Annotated in this window: 17 protein-coding genes and 1 pseudogene; 12 read left to right on the plus strand and 6 right to left on the minus strand. The window is 72.7% G+C overall.

The genetic code is table 11. From position 1 onward, the window contains the following. Positions 1 to 5: 5 nt before the first annotated feature. From ACQEV8_RS06915 to mug, 3 genes are read left to right on the plus strand one after another with little or no spacing between them, the layout of a single operon-like run. Positions 6 to 380 carry a DUF4326 domain-containing protein gene (locus tag ACQEV8_RS06915; protein WP_432958228.1) on the plus strand — a complete coding sequence of 125 codons (375 nt, stop codon included), beginning with the start codon at positions 6 to 8 and terminating at the stop codon, positions 378 to 380. A gap of 58 nt (positions 381 to 438) precedes the next feature. Beyond that, positions 439 to 1,881, plus strand: coding sequence for an adenylosuccinate lyase (gene purB, locus ACQEV8_RS06920; protein WP_432958229.1), 1,443 nt, complete (start codon positions 439 to 441; stop codon positions 1,879 to 1,881). An 8-nt stretch (positions 1,882 to 1,889) separates the two neighbouring features. Then, positions 1,890 to 2,435 carry a G/U mismatch-specific DNA glycosylase gene (gene mug / locus ACQEV8_RS06925; protein WP_432958231.1) on the plus strand — a complete coding sequence of 182 codons (546 nt, stop codon included), beginning with the start codon at positions 1,890 to 1,892 and terminating at the stop codon, positions 2,433 to 2,435. A gap of 4 nt (positions 2,436 to 2,439) precedes the next feature. Here the strand turns inward: mug and ACQEV8_RS06930 are convergent, their stop codons facing one another. From ACQEV8_RS06930 to ACQEV8_RS06940, 3 genes are read right to left on the minus strand one after another with little or no spacing between them, the layout of a single operon-like run. Beyond that, positions 2,440 to 2,871 (minus strand): hypothetical protein, encoded by a 432-nt coding sequence (locus tag ACQEV8_RS06930; protein WP_432958233.1) that lies wholly within the window; start codon positions 2,869 to 2,871, stop codon positions 2,440 to 2,442. A gap of 55 nt (positions 2,872 to 2,926) precedes the next feature. Then, positions 2,927 to 3,652: an ABC transporter permease gene (locus ACQEV8_RS06935; RefSeq protein ID WP_432958235.1), complete on the minus strand. Its 726-nt coding sequence runs from the start codon at positions 3,650 to 3,652 to the stop codon at positions 2,927 to 2,929. 3 nt (positions 3,653 to 3,655) lie between these two features. Beyond that, positions 3,656 to 4,576: an ABC transporter ATP-binding protein gene (locus ACQEV8_RS06940; RefSeq protein WP_432958236.1), complete on the minus strand. Its 921-nt coding sequence runs from the start codon at positions 4,574 to 4,576 to the stop codon at positions 3,656 to 3,658. A gap of 108 nt (positions 4,577 to 4,684) precedes the next feature. On the opposite strand from ACQEV8_RS06940, the gene ACQEV8_RS06945 reads away from it, so the two are divergent. From ACQEV8_RS06945 to ACQEV8_RS06955, 3 genes and pseudogenes are all read left to right on the plus strand, one after another. Next, positions 4,685 to 5,854: a sensor histidine kinase gene (locus ACQEV8_RS06945; RefSeq protein WP_432972499.1), complete on the plus strand. Its 1,170-nt coding sequence runs from the start codon at positions 4,685 to 4,687 to the stop codon at positions 5,852 to 5,854. Positions 5,855 to 5,868: 14 nt separating this feature from the next. After that, positions 5,869 to 6,531, plus strand: a complete 663-nt coding sequence (locus ACQEV8_RS06950) for a response regulator (protein ID WP_193482153.1) — start codon at positions 5,869 to 5,871, stop codon at positions 6,529 to 6,531. A gap of 88 nt (positions 6,532 to 6,619) precedes the next feature. After that, positions 6,620 to 7,770 (plus strand): annotated as a pseudogene (locus ACQEV8_RS06955) (ROK family transcriptional regulator). A gap of 100 nt (positions 7,771 to 7,870) precedes the next feature. Here the strand turns inward: ACQEV8_RS06955 and ACQEV8_RS06960 are convergent. Both ACQEV8_RS06960 and sigJ read right to left on the minus strand, forming a co-directional pair. Further along, positions 7,871 to 8,632 (minus strand): GntR family transcriptional regulator, encoded by a 762-nt coding sequence (locus tag ACQEV8_RS06960; protein WP_432958238.1) that lies wholly within the window; start codon positions 8,630 to 8,632, stop codon positions 7,871 to 7,873. Positions 8,633 to 8,801: 169 nt separating this feature from the next. Next, positions 8,802 to 9,689, minus strand: coding sequence for an RNA polymerase sigma factor SigJ (gene sigJ, locus ACQEV8_RS06965; protein ID WP_432958240.1), 888 nt, complete (start codon positions 9,687 to 9,689; stop codon positions 8,802 to 8,804). Between the two features lie 110 nt (positions 9,690 to 9,799). Between sigJ and ACQEV8_RS06970 the strand changes: the two genes are divergently transcribed. From ACQEV8_RS06970 to ACQEV8_RS06990, 5 genes are all read left to right on the plus strand, one after another. Next, positions 9,800 to 10,453 carry an NADPH-dependent F420 reductase gene (locus ACQEV8_RS06970; protein ID WP_432958242.1) on the plus strand — a complete coding sequence of 218 codons (654 nt, stop codon included), beginning with the start codon at positions 9,800 to 9,802 and terminating at the stop codon, positions 10,451 to 10,453. 107 nt (positions 10,454 to 10,560) lie between these two features. Then, positions 10,561 to 11,391 carry an alpha/beta fold hydrolase gene (locus ACQEV8_RS06975; RefSeq protein ID WP_432958244.1) on the plus strand — a complete coding sequence of 277 codons (831 nt, stop codon included), beginning with the start codon at positions 10,561 to 10,563 and terminating at the stop codon, positions 11,389 to 11,391. A 48-nt stretch (positions 11,392 to 11,439) separates the two neighbouring features. Then, positions 11,440 to 12,879 carry a PLP-dependent aminotransferase family protein gene (locus ACQEV8_RS06980; RefSeq protein ID WP_432958246.1) on the plus strand — a complete coding sequence of 480 codons (1,440 nt, stop codon included), beginning with the start codon at positions 11,440 to 11,442 and terminating at the stop codon, positions 12,877 to 12,879. A 138-nt stretch (positions 12,880 to 13,017) separates the two neighbouring features. Then, positions 13,018 to 14,592: an alkaline phosphatase D family protein gene (locus ACQEV8_RS06985; protein ID WP_432958247.1), complete on the plus strand. Its 1,575-nt coding sequence runs from the start codon at positions 13,018 to 13,020 to the stop codon at positions 14,590 to 14,592. A 128-nt stretch (positions 14,593 to 14,720) separates the two neighbouring features. After that, a complete protein-coding gene (locus ACQEV8_RS06990) occupies positions 14,721 to 15,974 on the plus strand; it encodes a GNAT family N-acetyltransferase (RefSeq protein WP_432958248.1) in 1,254 nt (417 codons plus the stop codon). Here the strand turns inward: ACQEV8_RS06990 and ACQEV8_RS06995 are convergent. After that, the gene (locus ACQEV8_RS06995; protein ID WP_432972502.1) at positions 15,881 to 17,170 is read right to left on the minus strand and encodes a trans-sulfuration enzyme family protein; all 1,290 of its coding nucleotides are present in this window, start codon (positions 17,168 to 17,170) and stop codon (positions 15,881 to 15,883) included. The genes ACQEV8_RS06990 and ACQEV8_RS06995 overlap by 94 nt on opposite strands. Positions 17,171 to 17,236: 66 nt before the next feature. Here ACQEV8_RS06995 and ACQEV8_RS07000 point away from each other — a divergent pair, with 66 nt between their 5' ends. Beyond that, a complete protein-coding gene (locus tag ACQEV8_RS07000; protein WP_356923810.1) occupies positions 17,237 to 17,728 on the plus strand; it encodes an Lrp/AsnC family transcriptional regulator in 492 nt (163 codons plus the stop codon). Positions 17,729 to 17,752: the final 24 nt, after the last annotated feature.

Below are 17,752 nucleotides of genomic sequence, written 5' to 3' on the forward strand. Positions count from 1 at the left end.
CGCTCATGGACACGCGGGTGATCAACCTGAAGGGCCGGCTGCACGACTTCGGCCCCCGGCTGGAGTACGCGCCCGCGGACGTGGTCTACGTCGGCCGCCGCTGGACCCTCGGAGGCTGGGACGTGCCCCGGCACCCGCTGTACAACCCCTTCGCCTGCGACACCCCGACGAGGAAGCGGGACGGCACGCGCGCCGAGGTCATGGCGGAATACCGGGCGTACCCGCGGGAGCGGCCGGATCTGCTCGTACTGGTGCCCGAGCTGCGCGGCAGGACGCCGGCCTGCTGGTGTGCGCCGGAGCGGTGCCACGCGGAGTGCCGGCCGAGGCCGCCGAGCGCCTCTCGTAGGCAGGTTCTCGCAGGTTCTCGTAGGTTCTCGTAGGTTCCGACGAAAGGGCCGGTGCGCTGGCCTGCACGAATCGCCAGTAGAATCCGTCCACGTGACTTCCGCTCCCGCCAAGCCCCGCATCCCGAACGTCCTCGCCGGACGGTACGCCTCCGCCGAGCTCGCCACGCTCTGGTCCCCCGAGCACAAGGTGAAGCTGGAGCGGCAGCTCTGGCTCGCCGTGCTGCGCGCCCAGAAGGACCTCGGGATCGAGGTGCCGGACGCGGCGCTCGCCGACTACGAGCGTGTCCTCGACACCGTCGACCTGGCCTCCATCGCCGAACGCGAGAAGGTCACACGGCACGACGTGAAGGCGCGGATCGAGGAGTTCAACGACCTCGCCGGGCACGAGCACGTGCACAAGGGCATGACCTCCCGTGACCTCACCGAGAACGTCGAGCAGCTGCAGGTCCGGCTCTCGCTGGAGCTGATGCGCGACCGCACGGTCGCCGTCCTGGCGCGTCTGGGCAAGCTGGCCGGCGAGTACGGCGAGCTGGTCATGGCCGGCCGCTCGCACAACGTCGCGGCGCAGGCCACCACCCTCGGCAAGCGCTTCGCGACCGCCACCGACGAACTGCTCGTGGCCTACGGCCGCGTCGAGGAGCTGCTGGGCCGCTACCCGCTGCGCGGCATCAAGGGCCCGGTCGGCACCGCGCAGGACATGCTGGACCTGCTGGGCGGGGACGCCGCGAAGCTCGCGGAGCTGGAACAGCGGATCGCCACCCACCTGGGCTTCTCGCAGGCGTTCACGTCGGTCGGCCAGGTCTATCCGCGCTCCCTGGACTACGAGGTCGTCACGACGCTGGTGCAGCTGGCGGCGGCGCCGTCGTCGCTGGCGAAGACGGTCCGGCTGATGGCCGGGCACGAGTTGGTCACCGAGGGCTTCAAGCCGGGCCAGGTCGGCTCCTCGGCGATGCCGCACAAGATGAACACCCGCTCCTGCGAGCGTGTCAACGGCCTGATGGTGATCCTGCGCGGCTACGCCTCGATGACAGGCGAGCTGGCGGGCGACCAGTGGAACGAGGGCGACGTGTCCTGCTCGGTGGTGCGCCGGGTCGCGCTGCCGGACGCGTTCTTCGCGCTGGACGGTCTGCTGGAGACGTTCCTGACGGTGCTCGACGAGTTCGGCGCGTTCCCGGCGGTCGTGGCCCGGGAGCTGGACCGGTACCTGCCGTTCCTCGCCACCACCAAGGTGCTGATGGGCGCCGTGCGCGCGGGCGTGGGCCGGGAGCTCGCGCACGAGGCGATCAAGGAGAACGCCGTCGCCTCCGCGCTGGCGATGCGCGAGCAGGGCGCCGAGCGCAACGAGCTGCTCGACAAGCTCGCCGCCGACGCGCGCATTCCGCTCGACCGCGCCCAGCTCGACGCGCTGATGGCCGACAAGCTGTCCTTCACGGGTGCCGCGGGCGACCAGGTCGCCACCGTGGTCGCCCGGGTCGAGGAGATCGTGAAGCAGCACCCCCGGGCCGCGGGCTACACGCCCGGCGCGATTCTCTGACGCGCCGCATGGCGCGCTTCACGCCCGAGGAGCTGGAGGCCGCCCGCGACCGTGTCGTGCCCGACGTGGTCGCGGACGGTCTGCGGGTGCTGTTCTGCGGGATCAACCCCGGTCTGATGACGGCCGCGACGGGCCATCACTTCGCCCGCCCGGGCAACCGCTTCTGGCCGGTAATGCACCGGTCGGGCTTCACGCCCCGGCAGCTGAAGCCTTCCGAACAGCGGGAGTTGCTGTCGTACGGGCTCGGCATCACCAACGTAGTGGAGCGGCCGACCGCCCGGGCCGACGAGCTGAGCGCCGAGGAGTACCGGGAGGGCGGGCGGCTGCTCACCCTGAAGGCGCAGCGGCTGCGGCCGGGCTGGCTGGCGGTGGTGGGTGTGACCGCGTACCGCGCCGCGTTCGACGACCGGAAGGCTCAGGTCGGGCCGCAGTCGCGGACGTTCGGGAACACGCGCGTGTGGGTGCTGCCCAACCCGAGCGGGCTGAACGCGCACTGGACGGCCGAGACCATGGCGGAGGAGTTCGCACGGCTGCGGGAAGCCGCCGGGAGCTGACCCCCTACGGCGGGTCCGCCTCCGTGACCAGGGCCAGCAGGTGCGCTTCCTGTGCGCCGTCGCGGTCGGCGACCGCGACGGCGACCCAGCGGCCGGAGCCCTCCACCTCCCAGAGGTAGGCCACACCGGCGCATGCGCCGAGGTCGGCCCACGGCCGGGGTATTTCCTCGTGCTCGGTTCGCAGCAGGACGGTCTGCAGGTTGTACGCAGGCGTGTCCCCCCAGCGCGAGGCGAGAAGCTCGTAGACGGCGTCCCGGTCCTTCTCGAACTGGTCGACCGTCACCGCCCGGGTCGCCGGATCGCCGTAGGGCCCGCTCTCTAACACCGCGACGTGGTAGCCGGGCCCTGACGTGCCGACGTCCGACGGGCCGTGCTCCGCCGGAAAGGGGCGGTAGCACAGCTCGTCGACGAGGGCGATGTGCCGTGCGATGTTCATGGGTCCAGTAAACCCGCACCCACTGACACTTGGCGCGGCATCAACCCCTTGCCGGTCAGGCGTCCCGGCGGCGCACGCTCCACGCTCCCGCCAGCAGCACGGCGGCCGTCCAGAGGGCGGTCACCGCGAGCCCCGACCACGGACCGAGGGCGCCGTCGTAGGTCTCCCTCAGGACCACCTGCCCCGCCTTGTCGGGCAGGAAGTCGGCGACGGTGCCCGTCGCGTCGCTGATCACGAACCCCACGACGAGGATGAACGGGATCAACAGCGACAGGGTGGCCACACCACTGCGCAGCAGGGCGGCCAGCCCGGCGGCGAACAGGGCCATCAGCATGAGATAGACGCCGCAGCCCACGACGGCGCGCACCTGCTCGCCGGCCCCGAGACCGTCGGCTGCCGGCCCGAGCCCCGCCCGCGCCACGAGGAGAGCGGCGAGAGCCGCCACCAGCCCCACCAGCAGGGCCGGTACGGCGATGACGGCCGCCTTGGCCGCGAACCACCGGCCGCGCTGGGGAACCGCGGCCAGCGAGAGCCGGAGCGCCCCCGGGTGGAACTCCGCCGACACGGCCATGGCGCCGAAGGCGATGGCCGCGATCTGGCCCGGTACGACACCTGACAAGGCCGTGAACAACGGGTCGAACCCGGGGTCCGACGTATCGGAGACACCGGCGATCGCGGAGAACGCCGTGGTCGCGGCGAAGAGCGCCAGCAGGGCTCCCGGCAGCGAGCGGAGCGTGCGGATCTTCAGCCATTCGGAGCGGAGTACGGGTGTGAGTTCCATGGTTCAGGCCTCCTGGGGCTGTGCGGTGAACTCGGTCTCGGCGGACGTGAGGTCGAAGTAGGCCTGCTCCAAGGTGCCCTCCTCGGCCGCGAGTTCCAGGACCGGTACACCCGCGGCGGAGGCGATGCGACCGATGTCGTCCACGTGTGCGTGGTGCACGGTCCAGTGGCCGTCCGCGTGCTCCTCGGCCTCGTGACCGTGCCGGGCCAGGGCGCTCCGCAGGGCGGCGGGATCGCTCGTGCGGATCCGGACGCACGGCTGCACGCGTGCGTGGATGAAGTCCCGCATCGGGGTGTCGGCCAGCAGCCGGCCCCGGCCGAGGACGACGAGGTGGTCGGCGAAGGACGCGGTCTCGTTCATGAGATGGCTGGAGACGAGGACCGTGCGGCCCTCCCCCGCGAGCCGGCGCAGCAACTGCCTGATCCACACGATGCCTTCGGGATCGAGACCGTTGGACGGCTCGTCGAGCATGACCACCTCGGGGTCTCCCAGCAGGGCGGCGGCGATGCCGAGTCGCTGCCGCATGCCCAGGGAGTACGTCCGTACCCGGCGCCGGGCCACCGACGCCAGGCCGGTCTCCTCCAGTACCTCGTCGACGCGCCGGTCCGGTATGCGGTTGCTCGCCGCAAGGACACGGAGATGGTCGCGGGCGGTACGGGAGCCGTGCGCGGCGTGCGCGTCGAGCAGGGCGCCCACGTGGCGCAGGGGTTCGCGCAGGGCCGGGTAGGCACGGCCGCCGATGGCCGCCGAACCGGCGGTGGGCCGGTCGAGGCCGAGCACCAGCCGCATGGTGGTGGACTTGCCCGCGCCGTTGGGACCGAGGAAGCCGGTGACACGGCCGGGCAGCACGCGGAACGTGAGGTCGTCCACGGCACGCCGGGTGCCGAACTCCTTGGTGAGGTTCTGGACGTCGATGCTGGTCATGGCAGCAGCGTGACTCTTCGTCCGGGGCGCGGGCCTCCCCCGGTGGTGGAGATCGTCTCCCCCGTGCGGGGGAGGTTCGTCGTCAGTGGCGGCTGGCACGATGACGCAATGGTCCGCATGCTGCGCCCGTTCACACGGGCGGTGACGTACACGCGTTGGCTGCACATGGTGATGACCATCGTGTGGCCGTCGATGTGGCTGTTCATCGCGGAGGCGTGGTGGACCCAGGCCACGGCCGCGGCCCTGCTCGGGCTCGCGGGCCTCGTGCCCGTCACGCGGGTCGTGGAGGGGTTCCAGGCCAGACTGCTGCTGACCGGCCATGGGCAGGACGGCGAGCGCGCGGAGATCGTGACCACCCCGTCGGTCACGTGGGCCGACCGCGGGCGGACGGTGGTGTGGCTGGAGGCGCGGCTGTGCCTCGGCTGGATCATGGCCCAGGCCTCCGTCCAGTTGCCCCTCCTCGGCGTCGACCTGCTGACGACGGGGCTCCGTCACGGGCCCGCCACTGACGGGTTCATAGCCGTCGAGGGCCACTCCTGGTGGCACGCCCTGCTCGCACCCGTGCCGGTGCTCCTGCTCGGCGTGATCGTGGTGTGGTCGGGCCACCTCGTCACCGTGCTCGCCGTGCGGCTCCTCGGCCCTTCACCCGCCGAGCGGCTCACCGCGCTCGAGGAACGCACCGAACAGCTCCTGGAACGCACGCGTATCGCCCGCGAGTTGCACGACTCCATCGGACACGCGCTGACGGTCGCCGTCGTGCAGGCGGGGGCCGCGCGCGCGGCGGGCGATCCCGCCTTCACCGACCGGGCCCTGGGCGCCATCGAGGAGGCAGGCCGGGCCGCCCTGGAGGACCTGGAGCGCGTGCTCGGGATCCTGCGCGCATCGGGGAAGCCGGTGAACGGCAGGCCGACCCTCGTGGACGCCGACCGTCTGCTGGAGTCCGCGCGCGCCTCCGGCGCGAAGGTCGACGCCGAAGTGACCGGCCCCGTGGACACCGTGCCCGGGCCGGTGTCCCGGGAGGGCTACCGGATCCTCCAGGAGTCTCTGACCAATGTGCTGCGGCACGCGGGTGCGGTGCCGGTGCGGGTCCGCGTCCGTGCCGCCGGCGACACCCTCGCCCTCGAGATACGCAACCCGCTGGCGGCGCCGGTACCCGGCCCCGGACGCGGCAGCGGCCTGCGCGGCATACGGGAGCGCGCCGCCCTGCTCGGCGGACGGGCCAGGACCGGCCCCGACGAAGGCGACTGGCAGGTCCATGTCGAACTGCCGTTGAGTTGATCTACGCTGACCGGATGCCGGTCACCGTTCTCCTCGTCGACGACGAACCCCTCGTACGCGCGGGACTGCGGGCCGTGCTGGAGGCACAGCCCGACATCGAGGTCGTCGGGGAGGCCGCGGACGGGGCGGCGGTGATCCCGCTCGTGCGGCAGCTGCGGCCCGACGTGGTCGCCATGGATGTGCGGATGCCGCTGCTGGACGGTATCGAGGCCACCCGGGCGCTGTTGCGGACGGTCGACGAACCGCCGCGGATCCTGGTGGTGACGACCTTCGAGAACGACGAGTACGTGTACGAGGCGCTGCGGGCCGGGGCCGACGGTTTTCTGCTCAAGCGGGCCAGGCCGGCCGAGATCGTGCACGCGGTCAGGCTGATCGCCGAGGGCGAGTCGCTGCTCTTCCCTGCCTCGGTGCGCCGGCTCGCCGCCGAGTACGGCGACGACGGCGGGAACCGCGCGGCGCGGGCCGTGATGGAGCGGGCCCAGCTCACCGAGCGCGAGGCCGAGGTGCTGCGGCTGATGGCGCGGGGGTTGTCCAACGCGGAGATCGCCGCCCGGCTGGTCGTCGGGACGGAGACCGTGAAGTCGCACGTCAGCGCGGTGCTGGCCAAGCTGGGAGCGCGGGATCGGACCCAGGCGGTGATCGCCGCGTACGAGTCGGGGTTCGTGGCGCCGGGCTGATCGGTGAGGGCCGGTGCCGGACCCTCGCCGGAGCGCGCCACGCCGAGTACGATCCGGCCAACACGCGCGCGACCTGGGAGGACGGACGGTGGGGCGGCTGACCGGCGGGGATCCCTCGCTGCTGCGAAGGATCAACTCCGCGGTGGTGCTGCACGCGCTGCGTGCCACGGACTGCGCGACACTGACCGAGATCACCCGGGTGACGGGGCTGTCCCGGCCGACCGTCGAGGGCGTCGTCGAGGGGCTCATCGAGGCCGGGCTCGTCGTCGAGAAGGCGGCCGAGGAGGGTGCCGCCCGGCGGCAGGGGCGCCCGGCGCGGCGGTTCCGGTTCCGGGCGGAGGCCGGGCATCTGCTGGGGCTGGAGATCGGACCACACCGAGTGGCCGCGCTGCTGGCCGATCTGGACGGCCGGGTGATCGGCTCCCAGGCCAAGGACGTGGCCGAGACGGCGGGGGCCGACGAGCGGCTGGAGCGGCTGCGCGGGGCGGTCGCCGAGCTGCTGCGGCGGGCCGGTGTCGCACGGGGCTCGCTGCGGGCCGTGGGCGTGGCGACGCCCGGGATCGTCGAGGCGGACGGCACGGTGCGGCTGGGCACCGCGCTGCCGGGGTGGACGGGGCTGCGGCTGGGCGAGCGGCTGAGCCGGTCCTTCAAGTGCCCGGTCCTGGTCGAGAACGACGCCAACACGGCTGCCGTCGCCGAGCACTGGAAGGGCGCGGCCACCGAGTCGGACGACGTGGTGTTCGTGCTCGCGGGGCTCAGCCCGGGCGCCGGTTCGCTGATCGGGGGCGGCTGCACCGGGGCTACGGCGGGGCGGCCGGCGAGATCGGCGCACTGCATCTGCTGGGCCGGGAGGTCACTCCGGAGACCCTGCTCTCCACCACCGACGAACCCCTGCACCCGCTCGACGAGCAGGCGGTCGCCGAGGTCTTCGGGCAGGCCCGCGAGGGCGACCAGCGGGCCCGCGCGGCCGTCGACCGCTTCATCCAGCGCCTGGTCCACGACGTGGCGGCCCTCGTCCTCGCCCTGGACCCGGAACTGGTCGTCATCGGCGGCTGGGCAGCGGGCCTGGACGGCGTCCTGGACCCCCTCCGCCAGGAACTGTCCCGCTACTGCCTCCGCCCCCCTCAGGTCACCCTCTCCCGCCTCGGAGACGCGGCAGTGGCGACCGGCGCGCTACGCCTGGCCCTTGACCATGTGGAGGAACAACTTTTCGCGGTGGAACAAGGCCCGCTTTTTTAGGGGCGCGGGACTGTGTCGATATGCGGCTTCGCCGCGTGGGCGCGAGCAACCACAACGAACCCGCAGCCCCCGGCTCACCACACCCCCACGGCGCAAAGGTTCAGGACGCCCGCTGCTCAGGCCCGTCATGAATCTCCACCCCACCCGAATCACCGAAGGTCAACCGGCACGTGTCAGCGCGATACGTCGCGACCGAAAGCGCAGCCGTACGCCCCTCGGACACAAAACGAGTCGTGACGACAAGGACGGGCGCCCCCGGCAGCCGATCCAGCTCCTTCGCATCATCGGCGCCGGCAGAGCCGAGCTCCACCGCGTTCTCCTGCCGCCCCAGCTCCAGCCGCTGCAACTCCCGCAGCACCGCACGCGCGCGCGCCGCTCCGGACGGAGCGTCGATACCGGAGAGCTCGGGCACCGACGACCGCGGAATGTGGAGCAGTTCGGCGGCCACCGGCCGGCCGTTCGAGACACGGGAGCGGCGCACGACATGGACGGCCTCGTCACGCCCGGTGCCCAGCGCCTCGGCGACAGCCGCCGACGGCACCGCCGCCACGCAGTCGACGGGCTGCCAGGCGTCCTCGGAGCCACCGGGCCAGGTGTGCGGGCCCGTACCGAGGGAGACGCCCATGCGCGGCGGCGCCACGGTCGTACCGACACCTCGGCGGCGCTGCAGCCTGCCTTCCAGTTCGAGCTGCTCCAAGGCCTGGCGGAGCGTGGCGCGGGCGACGCCGAAGCGGGCCGCGAGGTCCCGCTCGTTGGGCAGGATCTCCCCCACCGAGAATTCCGAGTCGAGCGCTTCACTGAGCACGGTCTTGAGATGCCAGTACTTCGGTTCCGGCACCGATTCCAGCTGCGTGGTCCCCACCCTGTCCTCCGCGATCGCCGTGGTCGGCAGCGTTTTAGCGCCCTTGTTTTTTAAAGGTTGTTTCACTTCTCTGCGACCATAGGACGGCCCTGATACTTGGTCAAGACCAATGGCCGGGAACGTTCACGGGGCGTTCGCGCGAGGCCTGCGGGGGCCACGGGTGCGGCGGCTACTCGGCGGCCAGCGACCGGAGCTTGTCGGGGTTGCGCACGATGTAGACCGCTTGGACCCGCCCGTCGGCGACGTCGAGCTGGAAGACGGAGTCGGGCTTGTCGCCGGACAGGACCAGCATGGCCGGGCCGCCGTTGAGCTCCAGGAAACGCACGGAGAAGTCCGGGACGTCGCCCTTCCGCGCGGCGCCGACGAGGAAGCGGCCCACCTTGTCCGCCGTCCGGAGGACCCGCAGCGGCGCCCGCGCCTTGCCGCCGCTGTCGCCGACGAGACGGACGTCCGGGGCGAGCAGCGCCATCAGCCCTTCGAGGTCGCCGTCGGCCGCCGCGGCGAGGAACCGTTCGGTGAGGTCGCGGCGCTGGGCGGGGTCGACCTCGTAGCGGGGCCGGCGCTCCTCGACGTGCTTGCGGGCCCGTCCGGCCAGCTGGCGCACCGCCGGTTCGCCGCGGTCGAGCATGGCGGCGATGTCGGCGTACGGGAAGCCGAAGGCCTCGCGCAGCACGAACACGGCGCGCTCCAGCGGCGACAGCGACTCCAGCACGACGAGGACGGCGAGGGAGACGGAGTCGGCGAGCACGGCACGCTCGGCGGTGTCCGGCACGGTGTCGCCGAAGTCGGTGACGTACGGCTCGGGCAGCCATGGGCCCACATACGTCTCCCCGCGCGACTTGATCTGGCGCAGCCGGTCGATGGCGAGGCGGGTCGTGATCCGTACGAGGTAGCCGCGCGGTTCGCGCACGTCACCGCGGTCGCTGCCCGACCACCGCAGCCAGGCCTCCTGGACCACGTCCTCCGCGTCGGCCACGCGGCCCAGCATGCGGTAGGCGACGCCCAGCAGGACGGGGCGGTGCGCTTCGAAGAGGTCGGTCGCGGTCTCGGTGGTCACGGCTCCATCCCAGCCGACCGGTACGGCCCTGTCCAGGCGGAATCACACCTTCCCGGACAGAATGGGCGACAGGACGCCGGTGATCGCCGGCGGGGTTCCCGGAGGTGGCGATGCGGTACGCGGTTCTGGGCACGGGCGACGTCGGGCGCACCCTCGGCGGCCGGCTGGTGGAACTGGGGCACGAGGTGCGGCTCGGCTCGCGTACGAGGGACAACCCGGTGGCTCTGGAGTGGGCCGCGGCCGCGGGTGCCGGGGCGGCGGCGGGGACGTTCGCGGAGGCGGCGGCGTTCGGTGAGGTCGTGGTGAACGCGGTGGGCGGGCGGGTGGCCCTGGCCGCGCTGGAGGCGGCGGGGGCGGAGAACCTCGGCGGGAAGGTCCTCGTGGACGTCTCCAACCCGCTGGCGTTCGAGGAGGGCGAGCTGCGGCTGTCCCCCGCCGAGTCGGACAGCGTGGGCGAGCAGATCCAGCGGGCCTTTCCGCACGCGCGCGTGGTGAAGACGCTCAACACCGTCAACTGCCGGGTGATGGTGGAACCGGGGCTGGTTCCGGGCGAACACAACGTCTTCGTCTGCGGGGACGACGCGGGCGCCAAGGAGCAGGTGACGGCCCTGCTCGGGGAGTTCGGCTGGCCGCGGGAGCGGGTGCTCGACCTCGGTGGCATCCGGGCGGCGCGCGCCGTGGAGATGTGGCTGCCGCTGTGGGTCGGCCTGATGCAGAAGTTCGGGCACGCCGACTTCAACCTGGAGCTGCGCCGGGCCCGTTGAGCGGCCCGGGGCCGTGAAGGCGGCGACGACTCGGGGCTACCCGCCGGTAGCAATTGCTGACAAGCTGTCTACAGCGTCCGTCAGCGAGTACAGCCGAGGAGCACCCCATGTCCGCCACCGTCTCCTTCAAAGTCGCCTCCGCGCGCGGCGAGCAGAACGTCACCCTGTCCTACACGCGCCGGGGCAGCGGCGACCCGTTGCTCCTGCTGCACGGCATCGGCCACCACCGGCAGGTGTGGGACCCGGTGATCCCCGCGCTGGCGGCCGAGCGCGATGTGATCGCCGTGGACCTGCCCGGGTGCGGCGAGTCGCCGGCGCTGCCGGACGGTATGGCGCACGACCTGCCGACGATGAACACCGTCCTCGTGGCGCTGTGCGAGGCGCTGGAGATCGAACGGCCGCATGTGGCGGGCAACTCGCTGGGCGGTCTGCTGGCCCTGGACCTGGCCCGGGCCCGGCTCGTCCGCTCCGTCACCGCGCTGTCCCCCGCCGGATTCTGGAACGAGGCCGAGCGCCGCTACGCCTTCGCCGTGCTGATGACGATGCGGCAGATCGCCCAGCGGATGCCCCTGCCCCTCGTCGAACGGCTGGCCCGCCCGGCGATCGGCCGCACGCTGCTGACGAGCACCATCTACGCCCGCCCGGGCCGCCGTGCGCCCGAGGCCGTGGTCGCCGAGACGCTGGCCCTGGCCCGGGCGCAGGGGTTCTCCGAGACGCTCCGCTCCGGCAGGACGGTGCAGTTCAGCGACGACATCGTGGGCACGCCGGTCACCGTGGCCTGGGGCAGCCGGGACCGGCTCCTCATCCCCCGCCAGGGCGTGCGGGCCAAGGGTGTCATCCCCGGGGCCCGGCTGGTACGGCTGCCGGGCTGCGGCCACGTCCCGATGAACGACGACCCGGCCCTGGTAGCCAGGGTCGTCCTCGACGGCAGCCGCTGACCCGTACCGAGGCTCGCGCGCGGCGAGGAGCCTCTAAGGTCTCGCTTCATGAGGCCACCGCAGAGCGCCCCGGGCACCGGTGCCGCGTCCGCGGCCTGGGAGCTGCTGCTCCCCGCCGCCGCGGCACCGGCACGCACGCGGGGCCGGTCCCTCCAGGCGGCGCTGCGCGAGGCGGTCCGCTCGGGCCGGCTCGCGCCGGGCACGCGGCTGCCGTCCAGCCGGGATCTCGCGGCGGACCTGGGGGTGTCGCGAGGGCTGGTCACGGAGGCGTACGAGCAGCTGACGGCCGAGGGCTATCTGCGCAGCGGCCGGGGAGCCGGGACCTGGGTGGGCGCGGCCGTACGGGCCGCCCGGCCGCGGGCGCAGGACCTCGCCCCGCGCTCCCCGGGTGCCCGCGCGGACTTCGTGCCCGGCACGCCGGACCTGTCGCTGTTCCCGCGCTCGGCGTGGGCCGCCGCGCAGCGCGACGTCCTGGCGGAACTGCCGCACCAGGACCTGGGGTACCCCGATCCGCGCGGGCTGCCCCGGCTGCGCACCGCGCTGGCCGCACTGCTCGCCCGGCGGCGGGGCGTGGTGGCCGACCCGGAGCGGATCGTGGTGGTCTCCGGGGTCGCCCAGGCGACGACCCTGCTCGGCTTCGCGCTGCACGCGCGCGGGGTGCGCACCGTCGGAGTGGAGGACCCCGGCAGTCCCCAGCACGACGCGCTGTACGCCTCGGCCGGGGTCACCGCCGTGCCGCTGCCCGTGGACGGCGACGGGATCGTCCTGGAGCCGCTGCGGGCGTCGGGCGTACGGGCCGTGGTGACGACTCCGGCCCACCAGTTCCCCACCGGCATCGCCTACTCGGCCGACCGCCGCGCCGGGCTGCTGAACTGGGCACGCGAGGTGGACGGCATAGTCCTGGAGGACGACTACGACGGCGACTTCCGCTACGACCGCGCCCCCGTCGGCGCGCTCCAGGGCCTGGACCCGGACCATGTCGCCTACACGGGCTCCGTCAGCAAGTCCCTCGCGCCGGGGCTGCGGCTGGGCTGGCTGCTGGTGCCCGAGTCCTGGGCGGAGGAGATCGTCGAACGCAAGCGCACCATGGACCTCGGCCACCCGGCCCTCGACCAGGCCCTGTTCGCCCGGTTCCTGGAACGCGGCGACTACGACCGCCAGCTGCGCCGCTGCCAGCGCGCCTACCGCGAGCGGCGTGACGCGCTGGTCGCCGCCCTGGAGGAGCACTTCCCCGGCTCGGAGGTGTCCGGGATCGCCGCGGGCCTGCATGTGATCGCCACGCTGCCGGAGCGGTACGGCCCCGAAGAGCGGTTCCTCGCGCGCGTGGCGGAGGCCGGGGTGGCGGTCCGCCCGCTGTCGTCCTGCACCCACCCGCGGACCGGGGGCGCCGAGACGAAGAAGGTGCGGCTCGTCCTGGGCTACGCCCATGTGCCGCCCGCCCGGATCGCCGAGGGCGTACGCCTGATGGCGCGGGCGGCCACCGGGTGACTCCTCCGGGCTCGCCCGTGCGTGCCGGTTCCCCCGCCCATGGGGTCAGTTGTTCACTTGGGGTTCGTGTGTGCGCTGCGGCGTGCCAGTAGTTGTGGCTCTGCACACTGGCCGGATCCCGTCCCTGGAGGCGTATCCATGTCACACCGTCCGTTCCCCGGGCGCCGTAGCGTCCTGCGGGGCTCCCTCGCCGCGTCGGCGGCCCTGTCCCTGCCCACCGCGCTCGGAGCGGCGCCGGCCTTCGCCCGGTCCGGGCGCCCGAAGGCGGGGTGGGGCGTGCAGGCGGGAGACGTGACCTGCGACTCCGGGCTGGTGTGGGTGCGGTCCGACCGGCCCGCCCGGATGATCGTCGAGACATCGGTGACCGAGTCGTTCCGCAATGCGCGCAGATGGCACGGCCCGCTGCTGGGCCCGGGCACGGACTTCACCGGCACGACCCCGCTGCGCGGACTGCCGTCCGGCGAGCAGATCCACTACCGGGTGCTGCTCGCCGACCCGGACGACCCGCGCCGCACCGGCGAGCCGGTCACCGGCAGCTTCCGCACCGCGTCCGCCAAGCGCCGCGACGGTGTGCGGTTCGTCTGGTCCGGCGACCTGGCCGGGCAGGGCTGGGGCATCAACCCGGAACTCGGCGGCTACCGGATCTACGAGGCGATGGGCGCCCTGGACCCGGACTTCTTCCTCTGCAGCGGCGACAACATCTACGCCGACGGCCCGCTCACCGAGACCGTGGCCCTGCCCGACGGGCGGACCTGGCGGAACATCACCACCGAGGAGAAGGCGAAGGTCGCCGAGACCCTGGCCGAGTTCCGCGGCAACTTCCGCTACAACCTCCTGGACGAGAACCTGCGCGCCTTCAACGCCCGGGTCCCGTCCATCATCCAGTGGGACGACCACGAGGTCACCAACAACTGGTACCCGGGTGAGATCCTCGGCGACACCCGGTACACCGAGAAGAACGTGGACGTGCTCGCCTCCCGTGCCCGCCAGGCGTTCTCGGAGTACTTCCCGATCTCGACACTGCGCCGCCCGAGCGGCCGGGTCCACCGCGTGCAGCACCACGGCCCGCTGCTGGACGTCTTCGTCCTGGACATGCGCACCTATCGCAACGCCAACTCGCCGGACGACCAGCCCACCGACGCGCAGGGCATCCTCGGCCGCGAGCAGCTGGAGTGGCTCAAACGCGAGCTGTCCCGCTCCCGCGCGGTGTGGAAGGTGATCGCCTCGGACATGCCGATCGGCCTGGTCGTCCCGGACACCGGTGACGGCAAGCCGAACATCGAGGCGGTCGCGCAGGGCGACCCCGGCAAGCCGCTGGGCCGCGAGCTGCAGATCGCCGAGCTGCTGCGGTTCATCAAGCACCGGCGGATCACGGGCACGGTGTGGCTGACGGCCGACGTGCACTACACCTCGGCGCAGCACTACCAGCCGTCGAAGGCCGCCTTCACCGACTTCGAGCCCTTCTGGGAGTTCGTGTCGGGTCCGCTCAACGCCGGTGCCTTCCCGGCGAACACGCTCGACGCCACCTTCGGTCCGGACCGCGTGTTCCTCAAGGCTCCGACGACCGCCAACGTCTCGCCCGCCGACGGCTACCAGTTCTTCGGCGAGGTCGACATCGACGGCGGCAGCGGCGAACTGACGGTCCGTCTGCGCGAGCAGGACGGCACCGTGCTGTTCACGCGGGTGCTCCAGCCGGGCCGGGTCGGCCAGTAGGTTCCGGTGGGTCCGGCAAGTACGGAGCGCAACGTTTGAAGCGTCGACAAAGGGGGCAGACTGCCCCCTTTACCCGCCAGACACAAAGAGTTCGCGATCACGCAACACCGTTCCGTCACAGTGGGTGCATGACGCGAAAAGTGACTGAAGCGACGCACTCGAACAACAACTGCCGCCCCGACACCACGATGCGGCGGTTCACCACGGCGTTCCGGGCCTGGCGGACACGACGCCACGAAAACGCGCCGCCGCCGGACCATACCGAGTCCCCGGCACCGGAGCCGGTGCCGGGGGCGAGCACGCTGTGGCGGATGCGGACCACGGTGCGGGACGAGCCGGGGTCGCTGGCCGCGCTGTGCACGGCCCTCTCCGGGCAGCGCGTGGACATCCTGAGCCTGCAGACCCACCCGCTGGCGGACGGCACGGTGGACGAGTTCCTGCTGCGGGCCCCGGGCGAGCTGCCGGCGTCCGGGATCGCCACGGCCGTCCGGACCGCCGGCGGCACCGACACCTGGATCGAACGGGCCGACGCCCACGACCTGGTGGACGCGCCGACCCGGGTCCTGGGACTCGCCGCCCGCACCGCCCTGGACGCCGCGGAACTGCCGCTGGCCCTGCGCCAGTTGCTGGGCCGCTGCACGATCCGCTCCCAGCCCGCACCCGCCGGCGGCGACCGGGCGCCCGGCGTACCGGTCGAGGGAGCCCTCGACGGCACCGTGCTGCGCCTGCGCGCCCCGGAAGGCGGAGTGATCACGGTGGAGCGGCCGCACCTGCCGTTCACCCCGACCGAGTTCGCCCGGGCCAGGGCCCTGGTGGAACTGGACACCCGGCTGGGCCCACGCGTCCCGCACGGCCGGGACGTGCTCACCCTCGCCGAGGGCGCCGACATCACCGTGCGCCGGGCCGACACCCGTGATCTGGAGCCGGCCCGGGCGATGCACGAACGGTGCTCGGACCGCACGCTGAGGCTTCGCTACCACGGTCCGGTCGGCGATGCCGACCGGTATCTGAACCACCTGCTCAGCCCCCGCTTCGGCCGTACGCTCGCGGTGCAGACCGCGTCGGGGCGGGTGGTCGGGCTCGGGCACCTGCTGTGGGACGGGGACGAGACGGAGGTCGCGCTGATCGTCGAGGACGCTTGGCAGCGGCGGGGTGTGGGTGCCGAGTTGCTGCGCAGGCTGGTGGCCATGGCGGTGGACGCCGGTTGCGGGAGTGTGTATGCCGTGACGCAGGCGTCCAACACGGGCATGGTCGCGGCGATGCGGGGGCTGGGGCTTCCTCTCGACTATCAGGTCGAGGAGGGGACGCTGGTGATCACGGCGCGGCTGGGTGAGCGGGTTGCGTCGCCTGCGGGTGAGTTGGGGAGTGCCTCAGCGCCGTAGGGGCTTTCGTCCGTCGGCGGGTGCGGGTGCGCTGTGGCTGATCGCGCAGTTCCCCGCGCCCCTAGGAGGGACCTGTCCAGGTCCGCCCAGAGGTCCTCCACGTCCTCCAGGCCCACCGACATCCTCAACAGCCGGTCGCTCACCCCGGCGTCGCGTCGGTCGTCCGCGTCCACGATGCGGTGGCTGATGGACGCCGGGTGCTGGATGAGGGTGTCGACGCTGCCGAGGCTGACGGCGGGGGTGATCAGGCGGACGCCGGCGATGACCTCGTGAGGATCGCCGTACACCTCGAAGGAGACCATCGCGCCGCCGATGCGCGGGTAGTGCACTCGGGCTGTCCGCGGGTCGGCGGCGAGGCGGCGGACGAGTTCGGCGGCGTTGGCGGAGGCGGCCCGGACCCGTACGGGGAGGGTGGACAGTCCGCGCAGCAACAGATAGCCCGCCAGCGGGTGCAGCACGCCGCCCGTGGCGAACCGCACCTGGCGCAGCCTGCCCGCGAACTCCTCGTCGCAGGCGATCACGCCCGCCAGCACGTCCCCGTGCCCGCCGAGGTACTTGGTGGCGCTGTGCAGCACCAGCCGGGCACCCTGCTCGGCGGGGCGCTGGAGCACCGGCGTGGCGAAGGTGTTGTCCACGAGCAGCGGCACCGAACCGCAGGCGTGTGCGACGGCCCGCAGGTCCACCTCGGCGAGCGTGGGGTTGGCCGGGGACTCCACCAGGACCAGCCCGGTGTCCGGGCGCAGCGCGTCGGCGATTCCGGCCGGGTCGGTCCAGGTCACCTCCGACCCCAGCAGCCCGGCGGTCAGCAGATGGTCGCTGCATCCGTAGAGGGGGCGTACGGCCACCACGTGCCGCAGCCCCATCGAGGCGCGGACGAGCAGGACGGCGCTCAGCGCGGCCATGCCGCTGGCGAACGCGACCGCGGCCTCGGTGCCCTCCAGACGGGCCAGCGCGGTCTCGAAGCGGGCGACGGTCGGATTGCCCAGCCGCCCGTAGACGGGCGGGCCGTCCGGCTCCGAGCCCGTGGCGGCGAACGCGTCGATCCGGGCCGCCTCACCTCGGCTGTCGTACGACGGGTAGGTGGTGGACAGGTCGATCGGCGGGGCGTGCAGCCCCTGCCGGGCGAGGTCGTCCCGGCCGGCGTGCACGGCCTCGGTGGCGAGAGCTCTCGATGCGGTACCCGTGTTCATGCCCATGTCCATGGAAGGGAGGGTGAACACTGACCGGTTCTGTATGGAGGAATGCCGTGTTACGTTCGGTCGATGGCCGAATCTGTCGTACTGGACCCGGTGGATCTCCACCTTCTGCGGCTCTTGCAGAACGACGCCCGGGCGACGTACCGGGATCTCGCCGCGCAGGTCGGCGTGGCGCCGTCGACGTGTCTGGACCGGGTGACCCGGCTGCGCCGCTCCGGCGTGATCCTCGGGCACCGGCTGGAGCTCGATCCGGCCAAGCTGGGGCGGGGCCTGGAGGCGCTGCTGTCGGTGCAGGTCAGGCCGCACCGGCGGGAATTGGTGGGGCCGTTCGTGGAGCGGATCCGCGCACTGCCGGAGTCGCGGACCGTGTTCCACCTGACCGGCCCGGACGACTACCTCGTCCATGTCGCGGTCGCCGACATGACCGACCTGCAACGGCTCGTGCTGGACGAGTTCACCTCGCGGCGGGAGGTGGCGCGTGTGGAGACCCGGCTGATCTTCCAGCAGTGGGAGTGCGGACCGCTGCTGCCGCCTTCGCCCTCGGCTCAATCGGGATGACGTGCGCTTGTCGTCGTACGAGGA

This window comes from Streptomyces sp. CA-179760, from assembly GCF_050937045.1.
Taxonomy (GTDB): Bacteria; Actinomycetota; Actinomycetes; order Streptomycetales; family Streptomycetaceae; genus Streptomyces.